12 protein-coding genes are annotated in these 16,992 nt (G+C 43.3%); 9 read left to right on the top strand and 3 right to left on the bottom strand.

Annotation, left to right across the window (positions count from 1 at the left end):
• Nucleotides 1–20: 20 nt before the first annotated feature.
• Nucleotides 21–1,547 carry a T9SS type A sorting domain-containing protein gene (locus IPJ86_05815; protein ID MBK7886826.1) on the bottom strand — a complete coding sequence of 509 codons (1,527 nt, stop codon included), beginning with the start codon at nucleotides 1,545–1,547 and terminating at the stop codon, nucleotides 21–23.
• A 286-nt stretch (nucleotides 1,548–1,833) separates the two neighbouring features.
• On the opposite strand from IPJ86_05815, the gene IPJ86_05810 reads away from it, so the two are divergent.
• From IPJ86_05810 to IPJ86_05770, 9 genes are all read left to right on the top strand, one after another.
• On the top strand, nucleotides 1,834–3,063 hold the full coding sequence (locus tag IPJ86_05810; GenBank protein ID MBK7886825.1) for a hypothetical protein: 1,230 nt from the start codon (nucleotides 1,834–1,836) through the stop codon (nucleotides 3,061–3,063).
• Nucleotides 3,064–3,094: 31 nt separating this feature from the next.
• Nucleotides 3,095–4,618: a hypothetical protein gene (locus IPJ86_05805; protein ID MBK7886824.1), complete on the top strand. Its 1,524-nt coding sequence runs from the start codon at nucleotides 3,095–3,097 to the stop codon at nucleotides 4,616–4,618.
• Nucleotides 4,619–4,661: 43 nt separating this feature from the next.
• The gene (locus IPJ86_05800; GenBank protein MBK7886823.1) at nucleotides 4,662–5,486 is read left to right on the top strand and encodes a T9SS type A sorting domain-containing protein; all 825 of its coding nucleotides are present in this window, start codon (nucleotides 4,662–4,664) and stop codon (nucleotides 5,484–5,486) included.
• A gap of 178 nt (nucleotides 5,487–5,664) precedes the next feature.
• Nucleotides 5,665–6,060, top strand: a complete 396-nt coding sequence (locus tag IPJ86_05795; protein MBK7886822.1) for a nucleoside triphosphate pyrophosphohydrolase family protein — start codon at nucleotides 5,665–5,667, stop codon at nucleotides 6,058–6,060.
• Nucleotides 6,061–6,409: 349 nt separating this feature from the next.
• A complete protein-coding gene (locus IPJ86_05790; GenBank protein MBK7886821.1) occupies nucleotides 6,410–7,939 on the top strand; it encodes a glutamate--tRNA ligase in 1,530 nt (509 codons plus the stop codon).
• 145 nt (nucleotides 7,940–8,084) lie between these two features.
• The gene (locus IPJ86_05785; protein ID MBK7886820.1) at nucleotides 8,085–9,740 is read left to right on the top strand and encodes a glutamine--tRNA ligase/YqeY domain fusion protein; all 1,656 of its coding nucleotides are present in this window, start codon (nucleotides 8,085–8,087) and stop codon (nucleotides 9,738–9,740) included.
• A gap of 235 nt (nucleotides 9,741–9,975) precedes the next feature.
• Nucleotides 9,976–10,206 carry a hypothetical protein gene (locus IPJ86_05780; protein MBK7886819.1) on the top strand — a complete coding sequence of 77 codons (231 nt, stop codon included), beginning with the start codon at nucleotides 9,976–9,978 and terminating at the stop codon, nucleotides 10,204–10,206.
• On the top strand, nucleotides 10,187–10,624 hold the full coding sequence (locus IPJ86_05775) for a putative toxin-antitoxin system toxin component, PIN family (protein ID MBK7886818.1): 438 nt from the start codon (nucleotides 10,187–10,189) through the stop codon (nucleotides 10,622–10,624). Before IPJ86_05780 ends, IPJ86_05775 begins: the two co-directional genes overlap by 20 nt.
• 8 nt (nucleotides 10,625–10,632) lie before the next feature.
• Complete coding sequence (locus IPJ86_05770; GenBank protein MBK7886817.1) at nucleotides 10,633–11,109, top strand: DNA starvation/stationary phase protection protein; 477 nt, start codon at nucleotides 10,633–10,635, stop codon at nucleotides 11,107–11,109.
• Nucleotides 11,110–11,289: 180 nt separating this feature from the next.
• Here IPJ86_05770 and IPJ86_05765 read toward each other — a convergent pair whose 3' ends face one another.
• Nucleotides 11,290–14,169, bottom strand: coding sequence for a CHAT domain-containing protein (locus IPJ86_05765; protein ID MBK7886816.1), 2,880 nt, complete (start codon nucleotides 14,167–14,169; stop codon nucleotides 11,290–11,292).
• Between the two features lie 83 nt (nucleotides 14,170–14,252).
• The gene (locus IPJ86_05760) at nucleotides 14,253–16,796 is read right to left on the bottom strand and encodes a S8 family serine peptidase (GenBank protein MBK7886815.1); all 2,544 of its coding nucleotides are present in this window, start codon (nucleotides 16,794–16,796) and stop codon (nucleotides 14,253–14,255) included.
• Between the last annotated feature and the right edge of the window lie 196 nt (nucleotides 16,797–16,992).

Here is a 16,992-nt window from a genome sequence, read left to right as displayed (position 1 = left end):
AGCGTTGTAAAACCAACAAACTAATATCGAATTATTTTTTTCGAATGGAGTCCATGAATGTCCTGCACTATTATCATATAAATTCCGGTAGGCCATAGCCGTGTATTGATGGAAAAAATCGAAGGAAAGGCTACAGCGCTGAAATACAATTTTCCCATAACATCATGCACCATGATTTTTCGGACATCCATCCGGTCGCTTAAATCAATAGTAAGTTCATCAGTAAAAGGTACAGGCCCTACTTTAAAATTATTGAGAGGATTAGCAGTAGTTACTAGCGAAGAAGTTGTTACAGCAGTATCCAGCTTCAACAACCATATATCCGCATTGCCCAGAGTGCAAAGATTGGAAGAGGAGGTAAATCCCCCAAGGAGTAATTGACCGGTATAATCTATTGTCATTGTTTTCAAAAAGTCAAAGGCGTTTCCACCAAAACTTTGTTGCCAAAGAATTGTTCCAACCGTATCGAGAAGCACCAGCCAATAATCTTTAAAACCGAAACTTTGTGTACGGTCGAAATCTACAGAAGATGATTCTGCCCCGAGCAGATAACCTTTAGGCGTTTCAAGTAGCCTGTTTCCCACATCGGAATGTGTCCCGCCCAGATTTTTTTGCCATTGAAGATTAAAGGAAGTGTCTATTTGAAACACCCAGACATCTTCCCAGTTTGTAGTTCCGTTGAAGTAATTGCCGGTGAGGTCGCCATCAGCAGAAAAACTATAGCCGGTAATGAGGAGGTGTTGATTCGATGTAAGAATCATGTCTGAAGGTGCTTCATCATACGATCCGCCAAAATTTTTTTGTTGCAAAAGATTTCCCTGAGCATCCAGTTTTATCATCCAGATATCCCTGTTACCCCGGCTCAGTGTGATATCGCCATTTGTGGAGTTGGCAGAGGCTGCAATGATGATATTTCCGCCATTCAGTTCTATAACACGATAAGCGGCATCGGCCTCGGTTCCACCCAAACATTTTTGCCATTGTATATTTCGTTGCGCATCAATTTTCACGACCCATACATCGGCCCAGTTCCCCGGAGGACCATGCAGACCACTCACATCCCCATCATTCGAGAAAGTAAATCCGGCCATCAGATAGCCGCCATCAGCAGTTGGAATTACATCGTTCATCAGTTCACCATTGGTGCCACCAAAGCACTTCTTCCATTGCATCGTGTTATCGTCTCTCAGCTTGATCAGCCAGAAGTCGCTGTCACCATGGTTTCCGGTAACATTTCCATCAACAGATGAGGCAAAACCTCCAACCACAAAACTATTTCCCTGTTGAAACATGCAGGTTGCCCCTTCTTCACTGGTCCCGCCGAGACAACGTTGCCATTCCATCTGTCCTGCAGTGTCGCATTTCACCACCCATATATCCCTTGCACCATGCTGCCCGTTCACCTGCTGATTGTTGCTCCAGGTATGTCCCGTAAAGATGAAACCGCTGTCGGAAGTGGGTAGGATTTTGTATACCGCCTCGTTGTTGTTGCCGCCATAACATTGGGAGAAGAGCGTATTGGTTTGTGCGTTTAGAACGTGAGACAAACCGGCTAATATCAGAGTGTAGCAGAGAAGATGAATCCTCATTTTATGAAATGCTAAAAAGTAAAAGTATTAATTATTCTTTGAATTACAATGTTAATTTTTGTTATGATTTCTAATCGTCAGGAATGAGAGTAGTCAGATCTGAAAATTTAAGATGGTGACTCCTGATGATTGCGGATCATTTTCGTTATTAACAACGACATCTTAAAAAGAGTATTCGCCGTCTTAAATAATTTAGAAAATGCACCTAACTTTAGCCCCGTAATCATAACGCATTTATACCCCAATGAAAACCGCACTTGCCACCCTTCTCCTCTCTTTCCTCTTCCTCCATCAAATCCGGGCCAACGATATCGTTGTAGAAGAATTCGGACTTCCTCCGGCTTATGCCACCATTACAGATGCTGTTAACGCTGCAGCCGATGGCGATCGGATCATTATCAAGAACAGAGCAGGGAATATACCCTGGATTGAAAATGTAATTATAACAAAGGCGCTGGAGTTTCTACCTTTCGAAAACGATACTTTCTTCGTGGTGCAGGGAAACTATACGGTGAATATTGCTTCCGGAAAGACCGTCACCTTTATCGGAATGAGAAATACAAATGGCAATATCATTACCTCTTCTCCCCCCTCCGGAAACAAAGTAGCCACAATAAATATTTTCGGTAGTTGGCTAATGTCGGGATATGTGGAGCTGCCCGCTGCAGGCTATGGCGTCAATGTGGTACATACACAGTTTGACAGTGGTTATATTCGCGCGTACTTTGGCAGTGTGATTGGTTGTGATATTACATCAGGAGTGAGCAGAGCAATTTGGTTTTCAAGCGGCAGCGCAACGCTGAACGACACGCTTGCGATTATTGGCAATAAAGTGAATATGAATAACACTTCTACGGAAGCAGTATACATCACCACCACTACATCACGGCTACATCTCCGTAATAATTTTATTAAACACCGCTCAACCGGCATTGAATTGGTGAGTCTCGCAAGCGGGTATAACCTTATTTATAATAATACAATACTGGCCTACTCTACATCAAGTACTACTTTCGGGTTGCGCATCTCCAATGTTCAAACAAGCGCTATTTGTGAAGTGATGAACAATGTCATCGACGCGACATCAACAGGGAATAATTATGGTATTTATAATATCGGAAGTAATTCGGGTACCACGAATATTTATTATAATCATGTGGAAAGCAACTTTACCACTCCGATTTCTACCGGCTGGACGTTCAGCGGCAACAATACTGCTTCCGTTCCCGTAACGCTTCAGGCCGACGGCCAGCTGAGTGTTGGTTCTACAGCAATAGATAACGGAAATCCTGCGGCACCCTATTACGATCTCGATCTGAGTATCGGTGATCCCGGCGCTTATGGCGGTTCATTTACACTGAATAATTTCTTCCCAATTCATGCAGGTGGAGCCAGGGTATTTATGTATACCTATCCCTTTAATGTGCGACAGGGAAACACCTTGAATATTAAAGCCAGCTCCTACGATCGTTAATCTATTCATCATTTATCAAAACAACCATAGAATGATGAAGAAATTTATCTGCATGCTGACCTGTATGATGGCAATTGCTACAGCTATTCATGCACAGTCGATTCAAACGGCGGAGTATTTCTGGGATACTGATCCGGGCATTGGAAACGGAATGGTGTTAACAGCAGTGGACGGATCGTTTAACGAAGCGATAGAAGATGCGCTGGCCACGGTCAGCAATTTGCCTTCTATAGGCTCACATATCTTTGCGGTACGTTTCAAAGACGGTGACAATACGTGGGGACCTGTTTTTCGTACTACCGTTCAGGTATTACCGAATATCACTACCATCAGAGCTATTGCTGTGGATGAAGCCGAAGTATTCTGGGATAATGATCCGGGTCAGGGTAATGCAACCGCCATGATTGCTTTTAATGGGAATTTCGATGAGGCGATTGAAACCCTCATTAAAAATTCGCTCGCATTACCTGCCGGTCAAGGAGTTCATACCTTGAATATCCGGGCAAAGGATGTTGCAGGAAATTGGGGACCTGTTTTTTCTCTGATTATAAACAAGGAACCCAATATTACTTCTACACGTTCTGTAAACATTGCAGCCGCTGAATATTTCTGGGATACTGATCCGGGTGCCGGAAATGGAAATGTTTTACTGGCATTTGATGGTAATTTCAACCAGGCGCTGGAAGTGGTCTACAATCAACTGTCCGTAGCTGCACTGAATCCGGGTGTTCATCGTCTTGGTCTTCGTGTGAAGGATGCGGCCGGCAATTGGGGTGTTGTTTTTAGCACGATTGTAGAAATTCAATCTTCCATCAGTACTATACGTGCAGTTAAAGTAATTTCCGGTGAATATTATTTTGATACAGATCCGGGTAACGGTAATGCCACTCCGATGATTGCCTTTGATGGAAATTTTAACAATGCTTTAGAAACCATTGCAGGCAACACGATCCCTTCGCCCGTGTCGCAGGGTACGCATACGCTGTATATGAGAGCAAAAGACATAGCAGGGAACTGGGGGCGTAGTTTTGGTGTTGTTGTGAATGTAGATACTTCCATCAACAGTTTCAGCGCTGTCATTTCCGGACTAGCTTCTTTTTGCAGCCCTGTTACAAATCCGCAGGGATATAGCACACCACTAACTTCAGGAAATTCTTATAGCTGGAATATCATCGGTGGTTCCATCGTTTCAGGACAAGGCACGAACGCTGTTCAGGTCAACTGGAATGCCACAGGATTTCATTCGATCACTGTCATTGAGTGCAATGCCGGACAAACCATTTGCGATACCGCGCAGCTAATAGTAAATATCTATTCATCTCAAACTGTCAATCAAACGCAGAGTATCTGCAACGGTGACAGTATCCTCATTCACGGACAATGGCAGTTCAACGCAGGTGTGTATTCGCAGGTGTACGCGAGCTCGAACGGTTGCGATAGTACAGTCATTGTTACCCTGGGCACCTACCCTTCGTACAGCATACAGAACACATTGAATATCGTGAGGCTTTCTGGCCGGAGCATGGAGAAAAACTCCGGGAACTTATATAGATAATTTTACGACAATCAATGGCTGCGACAGTATCGTCACTACCACGGTGATCGTTACGTTCACCACAAATATTTCCGGTGCTACAGCCCTCTGTCAGACACAGGCCATAAATATTCCATATGTTGCGGCCTTGCATCCCGGCAGCAGCTATAACTGGAGCGTTAACGGAGGGAACATCACCGGAAGCAGTGGGATCAATCAGGTAACCGTTACCTGGAATGTAAGCGGTAACAATACCATTACTGTCATTGAATGTAACAGCAACCTCAGTTTTTGTGATACGGCTGTGCTTACGGTCGTGGTGGCAGCCGGGGTTCCGGTCATCAGCAATATCAACATCTGCACCGGAGATTCGGTATTCATCAACAACGCCTGGCAAACGACAGCGGGAACCTTTTACGATACCATACCGGGCAGTGGGGCCTGTGATACCATCCTCATCACTAACCTGGGCGTATATCCGAATTATGCCGATACCACGCAACTCGTAATTAATTCCGGAGACAGTGCCTTCCTCGCAGGAGCATGGCAGCATACGACAGGAGTATATGTAGATAATTTCATCTCTTCCGCGGGTTGCGATTCCATCATTGTTACTTATTTACTGGTCATCGTAGGCTTGGAAGAAGCATCTAAACAGCAATTCGCACTCTGGCCGAATCCTGCCTCCGATGGTTTTTATCTGAAGAATCTTTCGACACAGACGGGGAGTATATCGGTCTTTGATCAGAACGGAAGACTGTTGTTGCGGCAGATGGCTTCACCGGGATTGGTGTATATAGATGTAAGGATGTTTGCTGTGGGGATGTATTATTTGCAGATGGAAGCAAATGAGAAAAGGTATTTTCGCAGACTGGAAATAGTACGGTGAAAGTGCCGATCTTTGGGAGAACATATTGTCTTTTTAACAGTTGATTTTTCCTGTATTGCCAAGTTTCTGAAATGGTGTCGGTTAGATTCTGTCATTCGGGATGTTTTGAACAATGGAATAGTATTGAATAAAGGGAATTTTCCAACTGCTATCTTAGCCATACCAACCCCTAATTACCATGTCCTCCTTCCATTCCATCCTCGACAGTGTAAAAGAATTTCACGAAGTCTTCGGTCTCGATTATGAAGAGACGCCGCGAGCGGATATTGATATGCGTATGATCGAGTTGCGGCATCGGTTGATGGCTGAGGAAAATGATGAATACCTCGAAGCAGCGAAGAACAACGACCTTGTGCAAATAGCGGATGCCCTCGGCGATAAACTCTATATCCTTTGCGGAACCATTATCGCGCATGGATTGCAGCATAAGATCGTGGAGGTCTTTGAAGAAATTCATCGCAGCAATATGAGTAAACTCGACGAGAACGGTCAGCCTCTCCGCCGTGAAGACGGAAAGATCATGAAGAGCAATCTTTACTTCACTCCGGATATTGATACCGTGCTGACGCGCTGAGGAATTCTTTGCAAAACATTTTTACTTTATCATTTCGTTTTAAGGAGGGAATAATAATTTATCAGGAACACTGATCCCGCAAAGCGGGATACGCTGATTTTTTATGATTTTCGCGGATTCGTTCATTCGCGGATTCGTCCATTCGTAGATTCGTCCATTCGTAGATTCGTCCATTCGTAGATTCGTCCATTCGCGGATTCGTCCATTCGCGGATTCGTCCATTCGTATTTCGTATATTCGTACCCCTGAAGTAGAGATAAGAAAGAGGAGAGTGCTCCTTTTTCTTATCACACTTCAGGGGATATTCGTACTTTCGTAACCCCTTAAAGTTTTTATTTCATTGACCACTATGACCACAAGAACCAGGTTCGCTCCATCCCCAACAGGCCCGTTGCATATGGGAGGTGTACGTACTGCACTATATGCTTACCTCTTTGCTAAACAGCAACAGGGAAAATTTATCCTGCGCATTGAAGATACCGACCAGAATCGTTATGTGCCGGGAGCTGAGGAGTATATCATAGAAGCCCTCACCTGGTGTGGAATCATTCCGGATGAAGGTGTGGGTTTTGGTGGAAAACATGAGCCGTATCGTCAGAGTGAACGCAAGCACAAGGGTTTTTATATGAACTATGCGCAGCAACTATTGAATAATGGAAATGCCTACTATGCCTTTGACCGCCCGGAGGATATTGATATCGCCCGGAAGAATGCGGAGACAGATGGCGTGCAGGGATGGCAGTACGACGCATCTACACGAATGGGGATGCGCAATTCACTGAGTCTGCCGGAGCAGGAAGTAAGGCATTTGCTGGATCAGGGAACGCAATATGTGATCCGGTTGAAAGTGAATCCGGGACAGACACTAACGTTTACGGATATGATAAGAGGCGAGGTTTCGTTTGATAGCTCGCTCGTGGATGATAAAGTTCTCATCAAAGCGGATGGTATGCCTACTTATCATCTGGCGCATATTGTGGACGATATCATGATGGAGATTACTCATGCCATCCGCGGTGAAGAATGGCTGCCCTCAGCTCCCGCGCATATTCTCATCTATCAATATCTCGGTATACCCATGCCGTTATATGCCCATCTCCCTCTATTGTTAAAGCCGGAAGGGAATGGAAAACTCAGCAAGCGCGATGGTGATCGGCTGGGATTTCCGGTGTTTCCGCTTCAATGGAGGGATCCTGTAACGGGAGAGATCTCTTCAGGTTATCGCGAGAAAGGGTATTATCCGGAGTCTTTTGTGAATATGCTGGCGATGCTGGGATGGAATCCGGGAACGGAACAGGAAGTGTTCTCGATGGAGGAGCTCATCAACACTTTTTCATTTGATCGTGTTCATAAGGCCGGAGCGCGATTTGATCCAGACAAAGCGAAATGGTACAACGAACAACGACTGCGTCATTCAAATGATGAAGAGTTGGGACTCAAATTTTCGATAGAACTGAAGTCGATTTTAGGAGAAGAAGATCCCCGGACGAGCCATAGTTTTGCAAGTGGAGCAGTGAAATTACTCAAGGAAAGAGTACAGTTTGAAAACGAGTTTTACGAGACCGGAAAATATCTTTTTGAAGCACCTTCAATGTATGACGAGAAAGTGATAGCGAAGCGATGGAATGAGAAATCCAAAACTTTCTTCCAGGCATTGCCGGATGTACTCACGAAAGTGGAAAACTTCACTGCAGAAAACTGCAAGGCGGCCTTTGAACAACTGGCCACCGAGCAAGGGATGAAACCGGGTGATGTCCTGCAATTGTTCCGTGTTATCGTGAGCGGGCAGGCAAGTGGCGTTGATCTCTTTGGGATGGTAGAATTGCTTGGTCGTTCTGAAATTATTTCCAGAATTCAAAAAGCTCTTAGATCAATATAACCTTCAGATTTAAACGCAGCGTACGCGACGGAACCGCAACGATCGCGGCGATTAATTTCACGCTACTATATATTTCAGGTTTAACGCAGCGCCCGCCGCGAAATCGTTGCGCTCGTGGCGTTTAAATTCGTGTTATCTTTGTACCATGTCAGTAGAAAAAGGACCAAATTTCTTAGAGGAAATCATTGCCGAAGATGTAAAAAATGGTAAACACGGAGGGAGGGTATTGACCCGCTTCCCGCCCGAACCCAATGGGTATTTACACATTGGACATAGCAAATCGATTTGTGTGAATTTTGGCCTTGCACAGCAATTTGGCGGCACCACGAACCTGCGTTTCGACGACACCAATCCTGAGAAGGAAGAGACCGAATATGTGGATAGCATCAAAGCGGATATTAAATGGCTGGGCTTTGAATGGGCGAAGGAATGCTATGCCTCTGATTATTTCCCGAAGCTGTACGATTTCGCAGTGCAGTTGATAAAGATGGGTCTGGCGTATGTGGATGATAGCAGCGCAGAAGAGATAGCAGCGATGAAAGGCTCACCAACGGTTCCCGGAACAGATAGTCCTTATCGTTCCCGCACCGTAGCCGAGAATGTAGATTTATTTGAACGTATGCGCAAGGGAGAATTTAAGGATGGCGAGAAAGTCCTGCGTGCGAAAGTCGACATGGCCTCCCCGAATATGCATTTACGTGACCCGCTCATGTACCGCATACGGCATACCGAACATCACCGTACGGGTAACGAATGGTGTATTTATCCCATGTACGATTTCGCGCATGGACAAAGTGATGCCATCGAAGAGATCACCCATTCCATCTGTACACTCGAATTTGAAGTACATCGGCCGTTGTACGAGTGGTTCATCGAAAAGCTGGAGCTCTTCCCGAGCAGGCAGTACGAGATGGCCCGCCTCAACCTGAATTATACGGTGATGAGTAAGCGCAAGTTGTTGCAATTGGTGCAGGAGAAGCATGTCAGCGGTTGGGATGATCCCCGTATGCCTACCATTTCTGCGTTAAGGCGCAGGGGTTATACTCCGGAGAGCATCCGCAACTTCGCCGAGAAGGTGGGTGTGGCGCGGAGAGAGAATATCATTGATGTAGGGTTGCTGGAGTTTTGTGTGCGGGAAGATCTGAACAAACGCTCCACCCGTGTGATGGCCGTTCTGGATCCTTTAAAGCTGGTGATAGAAAATTATCCGGCAGGGCAGATGGAACTCCTCCCGACCGAAAACAACACCGAAGATCCGCTGTCCGGCACCCGTGAAATTCCGTTCAGCAGTGAATTATTCATTGAGCGGGATGATTTCATGGAAGTCCCCGAGAAGAAATATTTCCGTCTCGCCCCGGGTAAGATGGTCCGACTCAAGAGTGCTTATATCGTAGAGTGTACCGGTTTTGATAAAGATGAAAAAGGCAATATAACGGCGGTGCGTGCCCGCTATATCCCCGAAAGTAAAAGCGGCCACGACCAAAGCGGGCTGCAGGTAAAAGGCGTCATCCACTGGGTGAGTGCAGCTCATGCGATAAAAGCTGAAGTACGCTTATACGACCGACTCTTCAAAGTAGAAGATCCTTCGAGTGAAGAAGGGGATTTTAAGGACTACATCAATCCTGACAGTCTGCACATCATTCACGAAGCCATGCTGGAGCCCTCCTTAGGCGATGCAAAGCCGGGAGATTTCTTCCAGTTCATGCGGAAGGGATACTTTGTACCGGATACCGATAGCACGGCAGAAAAACCTGTGTTTAACCGCACGGTGGGATTGAAGGATGGATGGACGAAAAAATGAGAGGGAGAACGGAGAAGGAGTGAAAGGTGGTCACTTTCAAAGATTTGATGGTATTTCAGGCAGAAAGCTTTTCGGATATTGAAGAAGAAAAAGAGTTTTTTACTGCTGAAATGGTAATGCCTTTAAATGCTAAGGATTGCCATTTAGGGGTCTGGATATGAAAGATCGCATAAAATAAAGTACTAAAGAAGTGATTTTATTCGTATTTTTGAAGAAGGACTTAAGATAGTATGAGATGAAAACAGCGTTGCAAATTGACTTAACTTTTGAACAAATATTGTCTGTAGTTAGACAACTTCCAAGACAGCAAAAGATAATGCTTTCAAAAGAGTTGGAAAAAGAAGCCATTGATACTAAGCTATCACATCTGTTGAGAACTTTCAAGACAAAAGACCTCGACATGAGAACAATAACTGAAGAGGTGGAGAATGTAAGACAGGCTATCTATGACAAAAAAAAGCGTTAAAGTTATTTTTGACACTAATGTTTGGATTAGCTTTCTGATTAGTAAACGCTTAGCAAAGATCAAACATCATATTTCCAATAGAAGTATTACTATTGTTACCACTAGTCAATTAATAACAGAAATCAAAGTAGTAACTGACAGCGAAAAGCTTCAAAAGTACTTTCCAAAAGAGAACGTTAAAGAATTAATTGAATTTCTAGAAGTCATTTCTGAAAAAGTTGAGATTAAACCGACACATTTTATAAATAGAGATCCGAAAGATAATTTTTTGTTAGATCTGATTGATTTTTCAAAGGCAGATTATTTAGTTACCGGTGACAAAGATTTATTGGAACACCATCCCTTTAAAACTGCTCAAATTCTAACTCCTGCCAAGTTTATTGACCAACTTGAGAAACAGGTACCCCTCTTAAAATGAAAATCAAAATGGCAAATAAAAATCAAATCGGGCTGGATAAAGCAAAAAGTAAAGTTTTGGCAGAAGGCTTAAACACTTTACTGGCAGACTACATGATCTTCTACCAAAACACCCGTGGATTGCACTGGAACATTAAAGGAGATAAATTCTTTGAGCTGCATCTCAAGTTTGAAGAACTCTACACGAATCTTCTGATAAAAGTAGATGAAGTAGCAGAGCGAATTTTGACATTGGGTGCTACTCCACTTCACACTTTTGACGATTATAAGAAAACGGCAAAGATTAAAATCGTGAAAGATGTTTCGGATGGGAAAAAGGGTGTGCAGACAATTTTGGATGCCTTTGAAATTCTCATTCTCAGACAGCGGGAGCTTTTAGAAATTTCTGCAAATGCCGGTGACGAGGGAACCAATGCGTTGATGAGTGATTACATTCGCGAGCAGGAAAAATTAGTGTGGATGTATTCAGCGTATTTGAAAAAGTAATTTATACGCGATCTGTTTCAATAAATTTATCCCTTTATACAGTCAGTTGAAAGTTGGTTTGTTAGCTAATTTCCAAATTTACCATTTTGTAGAGATTGGGAAAGCAATAAAGAGGTGTTTTAATAGCAGAAGTATTCTATAAACATGCTCACGAAAAAGTATCTGATCATTTTCCTGACGTCAGGAAAACGATGACCTTAATTTTCTAAACCACCACCAACAAAATACAAGAATTAACAGGGCACCTGCCAACACCACTCTCATCACAAAGGGATCTGCATAAAGCGGTTCAGCATTACCTACCACTACAGAGCCGGCCCAGAAGAAGGGATTTTGTCCAATGGAGGTAGAGGATTCGCGGATGTATTGAAGTTTTGCGAGACGGAGCGCATCATCCTTTGATTGGCCATCTTTCAGATATTGATAAAAGTTTTTGGCAATGATGGCGGAAGCACGATCGGAGACTTCCCATAGGGTGATTACCTGACTCCTGGCTCCTGCATAAGTAAAAGCGCGCGACAAACTCATGACTCCTTCACTGGCAGCAAGCATTCCCTTCCCGCTAAAGCAAGCGGAGAGATAGATAAATTGAGCACTGGTATGTAAGCCATAGATGGCGGCGAGAGATAAAATATTATCGCGTTGATCCTTCTCATTTTGTTTGGAGAAAATTAAACCCGATGAGCCGGGATTGTCTTCGTTGAAGGAGCCGTGTACAGCTATATGTAGGATTTCTGATGCTGATAATTGATTTTCCAAATGATTTATGGTCGCATTTTCATTCAGGTACAACTCTCCTTTATTCAATTGTTGTACATTCTTCACCTCCTCTTCTATAAAAGGCAAACTGCTATACACGGAATCACCAAAGAGTTTTTTATTGCTTAAATAGTCGATGCCGAAAATGGCACAGGATTTATTTCCAAACCACTGCTTCTTTACCGGCTGATCAAGCAATAGACGGTTGCTGTATAAAAATCCATGACTATATTTATTGATCAAGTAAGGTGCATCCACATCGGTGGCTTTGTATTCAGCGGTCATCAATGCATCAAAGGGAACTTTTCCGATAATGCCATCCGGAACAATTTTGAGATTATTTACCTCCGCTTTGTCAGAAAAGTAGTTCAGTGGTTGCTCCAGTAACAATTGATAAGTGGTATAGGCGCAATCAGCAATTGCAGATGAAGGAAGATCCGCACTCGTTTCAAGAGTTTGTATGAAAGATGGTATGGAAGCCAGCGCTGAATCCGTGTTTGCATATTCCCAATGATGAAAGTGATGCGATGATACACCGAAAACAGTGATCTGTTCATCACCTATAAAGTACTCGACCAGAACACTGCCGGGCCGGAGCGCCTGCTGTATATCGGATAGAGAAACAGTTTGTTCCGGTTCTTTCAACCATTGATAATATCTTGGAAAATCTTCTTCCAGTTGTTCATCAAATTCCTCCATTTTATGTTTGACATCTTCAAGAGATTTTAAAGAACTATAGTAAGTCGAATCTGATTTATCATTGAGGGAAAGCAATGATTGTGTCGCGGCACCTAATTGTAAATGGAGTTGTCGTTCCTTTTTCAGCAATGAATCGGGGAGTCCGGAAAATGATTGCACCGCCTGCTTATGTAATTTATCCCTGACCGCCGTTGCCTTGCTTTTCTCGCAAAAAACAAGGGCCTCTTCAAAGTACTTTTTATCCCTTGTAAGACGGTGTAACGACAATGCATTTTTTATCGCATACTCATAGGTACTATGGATTTTACGGGTGAATTCAATTTTCGATTCCTGATGCCTGTAGTATAACCTGGACAATTGAATTATAGAATCTGCTTGTTGAAATAATCCATGCGCGGCTATTGCTTTTTTTACATCTCTTCCACCCATGGTAGCACTCAGAATGGCTTTGTTCACTAAGGGCTCGAGGGCACGTTCATTTCGGGGTGATTGTAGCGCAGCTGATAGTGCTTTATCAAATAAATGCATCGCAGAATCTTCGAGTGCATTTTGTTGTGAAGATGGCAGCCCGGCCTCCTTCATGAATATGCCGCCTAATACTACTTGCGATTCTATGACATCTGTATGCCATTCAGGTAACTTTATAGCTCGAAGATTTAGACTTTTTAACGCCAATTGTTTTGCCTTGTCATAGTGACGATGGGCGAATTCAATTTTGGCCATTTCTATACAATGTCGGGCAATTTCTATGGTATCGTTATAACCTGCATGAATGGAAAGCGATTTATTCAAATAGTCTTCAGCCTCCTCCAGCTTTTTGAGTTTACCCAGCGCCATGCCCAAATTATGATAGCAAAGTGCTGTGAAATGCGGATCCTGATTGAAGGTGAAAATTTCAATCGCTTGTTGATAATAGGCTATTGCTTTTTCAGGTTGATTCAGAAGATCAGATGTTGCTCCTAACATATTCAAGACCAATCCATGATTAAAGGTTTTGGCATTTATGCTCTCATAGAGTTTCGAAGCAAGAATAAGTTTCTCCCGGCATCGCGTATAATCTTCAATCAGAAATGCCAATTGGGCATCGGCCAGATATAAATCCGCCTTTGTTTCATCATAGATCGATGTTGTGCTTTCAAGCAATGCAAGCTGTCGCGTTATTAATTCTTCTGCAATATCATAGTGGAAAAGCTGGAGATGTGATTGCGTTAGTCCATTCAATGTATTTAGTAATGGCTCTACGGAATCGGTAATTTTTTTCTCACGAATCAGCAGCGCTTTTCTGAACGAAAGAATCGCTTCGTCGTAAGAATTATTCATGTAATAGAGCACTCCCGTTTTATGATACAAATTCCCGAAAGCGGTATCGTCGGCAGTCAGGCAAGAATTAAAATCAGATGCAGCAGAAGTCATCAACGCGATGCCGCGATGATCTCCAAGAGCCATAGCGGCTTCTATGGTTTTTTCAATTTCAATGCGACAAGCAACTTCATCTGCAGTTACCGTAGGCTTCTCCTGCTGAATTTGCTGTCCACCTCCCCATGCAAAAAGTACGATCAGTAACAGAGCGATTGCGCAAAGTGATGCGTTGAAAAATCTCACCTTCTTAGTTAAGAATTTTTGAAGTGCCCATATCTCATATTGTCTATTCTGCCAACCCTCTTATCCGATCCTGAACATTGCTTTTATAATTTGGAGAAGGATTTAACCGTTCCGCCAAGCCTTAGAAAATATAAACCGGGAGATAAATTCTGAATATCGATGGTGACCGATTTTAATTCTGCTTTTATTTCCTGTTGCAGGATGACTTGTCCAAACGAATTGTAAATATAAACTTTATTTTCAACCGTATTTCCTTCGCGGTTCAGTTGGATATAGGTACCGGCAGGATTGGGATATAAATGAATGGAGTTCATTTGTGCAGATTCATTTAAATCATCGGATGGTAATCGGTTTACGGATGGTGAATCCCATGCTGAATATATATTATTGCAGCATCGGTTTCTGACTTGCCATTGTGGGTTACAGCCGGTAGGTAGTACAAGTGTTCTTGTTGTTGCAGAAGTATCATTAATAGTAATTGTATTCCACGGTGAAGAAGAATTGCAACGCCATCTCAATTGCGTTCTATTAATAGTACAAGGGTTATTCGCCCAACTGAAAGTGGTCTTCTGGTTCAGAGCATTAAATGTAGCTGTGATGGCGACAGGTGCAAAACAGGAGGTGGAAATTAATGCTGAAGTAGTGGCCACACATCCTCTGCTATCACTTACTAGTACAGAATAGGTTTCAGGTTGATTCAGTGAGACGGTAATTTGAGGTGTGGTTTGTTGATCGGGTGCCCAGAGATAATTCAATGGTCCGATTCCTCCCTGTCCAACTGCAGTTAATGTAGTGGGTGTACATGGACAAATGATCATATCATTCAGAGGTTGTACTGAAGGTTTCAAGGGAGCAACGGCGATGCTGGTGATACTTGTGCATCCATTGGGTGTCGTGGTTGTCACAGAATAGTTCGTTAAACTCACCGGACAAACATTGATCGCAGAGGTACGCAGACCGTTATTCCATAAATATTTTGTACCCGGTACGGCATTCGTTATCTCAAGGAGGGTGCAATCATCATCACAATTCACCGGCTGTAAAATTGTTTCAGCGATAGGAGCTGTTGCACTGAAAACATTCAATGTTTCAGATGCTGTGTTTCCTGCACCATCTGTTACCGTTACAGTATAGGTTCCCGCAATAGAGATGGTTGTATTTTGTCCGGTGCTTCCATTGCTCCAGGCGTAAGAGTAACTTCCCTGACCACCGGTAGCTGAAGCAGATAAAGTAGCCGTACTGCCGACACATAGCACTTTATTGGCTTTTGCAGTCACTAAGAGCGGATTTGTTGCGGGAAGATAGTTATCACAAAAAGTGAGCATACGTCCAGAAGAAACAATACCGTTTAAAGCTGTAGAAGGATTGCTTCTATTCAAAATATCATATTTGATCTGCTTCCAGTTAAATAGAGATTGACGTGAAGCCGCTAAGGCCGCTGCTGCTGTTACATGGGGAGTTGCCATGGAGGTTCCGGTTAAATAACCATAAGTGCCATCCAGCAATGCACTGTATATTTCAATTCCCGGTGCGGCGATATCAACATTTACAGGACCGTAATTGGAAAAGGAGGCGAGTTCATTGTTACACGTGCCGGCCGCTACCACAATTAAATTATCATTTGGGAGAGAAGCAGGATAATATTTTACCTGAACGCCATTGCTCAATGTGATGGGGAGATCAATATTGATGGAATCATTCCCGGCTGCTGCCACAAAGAGCATTCCCTTGTACGTTTTTCCAAATTCCATCATGTATTCCATAATGGAGGGCTTCCCGTTTGCATTCACCGGTGACCAATACGCGAGACTTAGATTCACTATTTTGATATCATGGCTTAACGCATAATCCATCGCCTGCATCAATTGCCACATGGAGGCTTCACCGTTTTGATTATGCGTTTTTAATGTCATAATTTTATTTCGGTTGGAATCGCTGTTTGCAAATTGCTTTAATGCTGCTAATCCCGCAGTATGCGAACCATGGCCCTGATCATCCTGTGGAAAATTATCGTTGTAATGAAAGTCCCACCCCTTCACGTCATCTATGAAGCCGTTATTGTCATTGTCTTTGTTTAATTGTTTGGCCACCTCACCTGCATTTTGCCATGGTCTTTTTCTAAAAGCATTATGTGATGGCATCCATATCGTGCGTGTCCCCGTAGGTTCTCCGTCGAAACCTGTGTCTAGAAATGCCATATTTACGATAACAGGTCCGGCGATACAATCAAACAGGGAATCATTGTAACATTGAGGGGACTGCGGAGTTCCCTGATCATCATCATCGTCATCAATATTCAAAACGAGTGGTACCGAATAGTTCAGCGAGCCACCCTTGATGCGCGGTTTGCCCAGCGCGTGATTCATAATTTGAGAAACACCACCGTAAGCAGCAATCGTATCGAGCGGAATTTGCCATAAATGAATTCTTGCGTAGGGAGTGGTGGCCAGTTCAGTAGCCTGTAGCTCATATTTCAACGCGTTTATAGAAGCAGTATCTTGTTCATTGTCAAACACGAGTAAAATTTGCGTGCTGTCGGCATATTCTAAGGCTTGTGCTTTTGATGAATTGATCCCGATTACCGTAATAAAAAGTGAAATCAGGAGAGAAGGTATAAGAATTTTCATAGTGCAATTTAGTGATTTTTGGTGCTTCATGCAAGAGCGATAATCTAAATATAACATTTGAATTTCAGTTGTATTTTTGACTTAATAAAAATTCATTGTTTGAATTTTAGGAGGATGGCAGTGAATTATTTTCCGGCACTTTCTTTAAGCAGATGTACTAATCAACAAGCTTTAGATCTGGAGTTGAGTGAGATAT

The sequence above is a fragment of the Bacteroidota bacterium genome (genome assembly GCA_016713925.1).
Taxonomy (GTDB): Bacteria; Bacteroidota; Bacteroidia; order AKYH767-A; family OLB10; genus JAJTFW01.
The sequence above is the reverse complement of the archived record's forward strand: the minus strand, read 5'-3'. Positions and strand labels throughout refer to the sequence as shown.

Excerpts from the sequence above, each read along its gene's own strand:
- IPJ86_05810 (MBK7886825.1), top strand. The coding sequence starts at position 1,834 with ATGAAAACCGCACTTGCCACCCTTCTCCTCTCTTTCCTCTTCCTCCAT.
- IPJ86_05805 (MBK7886824.1), top strand. The coding sequence starts at position 3,095 with ATGATGAAGAAATTTATCTGCATGCTGACCTGTATGATGGCAATTGCT.
- IPJ86_05795 (MBK7886822.1), top strand. The coding sequence starts at position 5,665 with ATGTCCTCCTTCCATTCCATCCTCGACAGTGTAAAAGAATTTCACGAA.
- IPJ86_05790 (MBK7886821.1), top strand. The coding sequence starts at position 6,410 with ATGACCACAAGAACCAGGTTCGCTCCATCCCCAACAGGCCCGTTGCAT.
- IPJ86_05785 (MBK7886820.1), top strand. The coding sequence starts at position 8,085 with ATGTCAGTAGAAAAAGGACCAAATTTCTTAGAGGAAATCATTGCCGAA.
- IPJ86_05780 (MBK7886819.1), top strand. The coding sequence starts at position 9,976 with ATGAAAACAGCGTTGCAAATTGACTTAACTTTTGAACAAATATTGTCT.
- IPJ86_05775 (MBK7886818.1), top strand. The coding sequence starts at position 10,187 with ATGACAAAAAAAAGCGTTAAAGTTATTTTTGACACTAATGTTTGGATT.
- IPJ86_05770 (MBK7886817.1), top strand. The coding sequence starts at position 10,633 with ATGGCAAATAAAAATCAAATCGGGCTGGATAAAGCAAAAAGTAAAGTT.
- IPJ86_05760 (MBK7886815.1), bottom strand. The coding sequence starts at position 16,796 with ATGAAAATTCTTATACCTTCTCTCCTGATTTCACTTTTTATTACGGTA.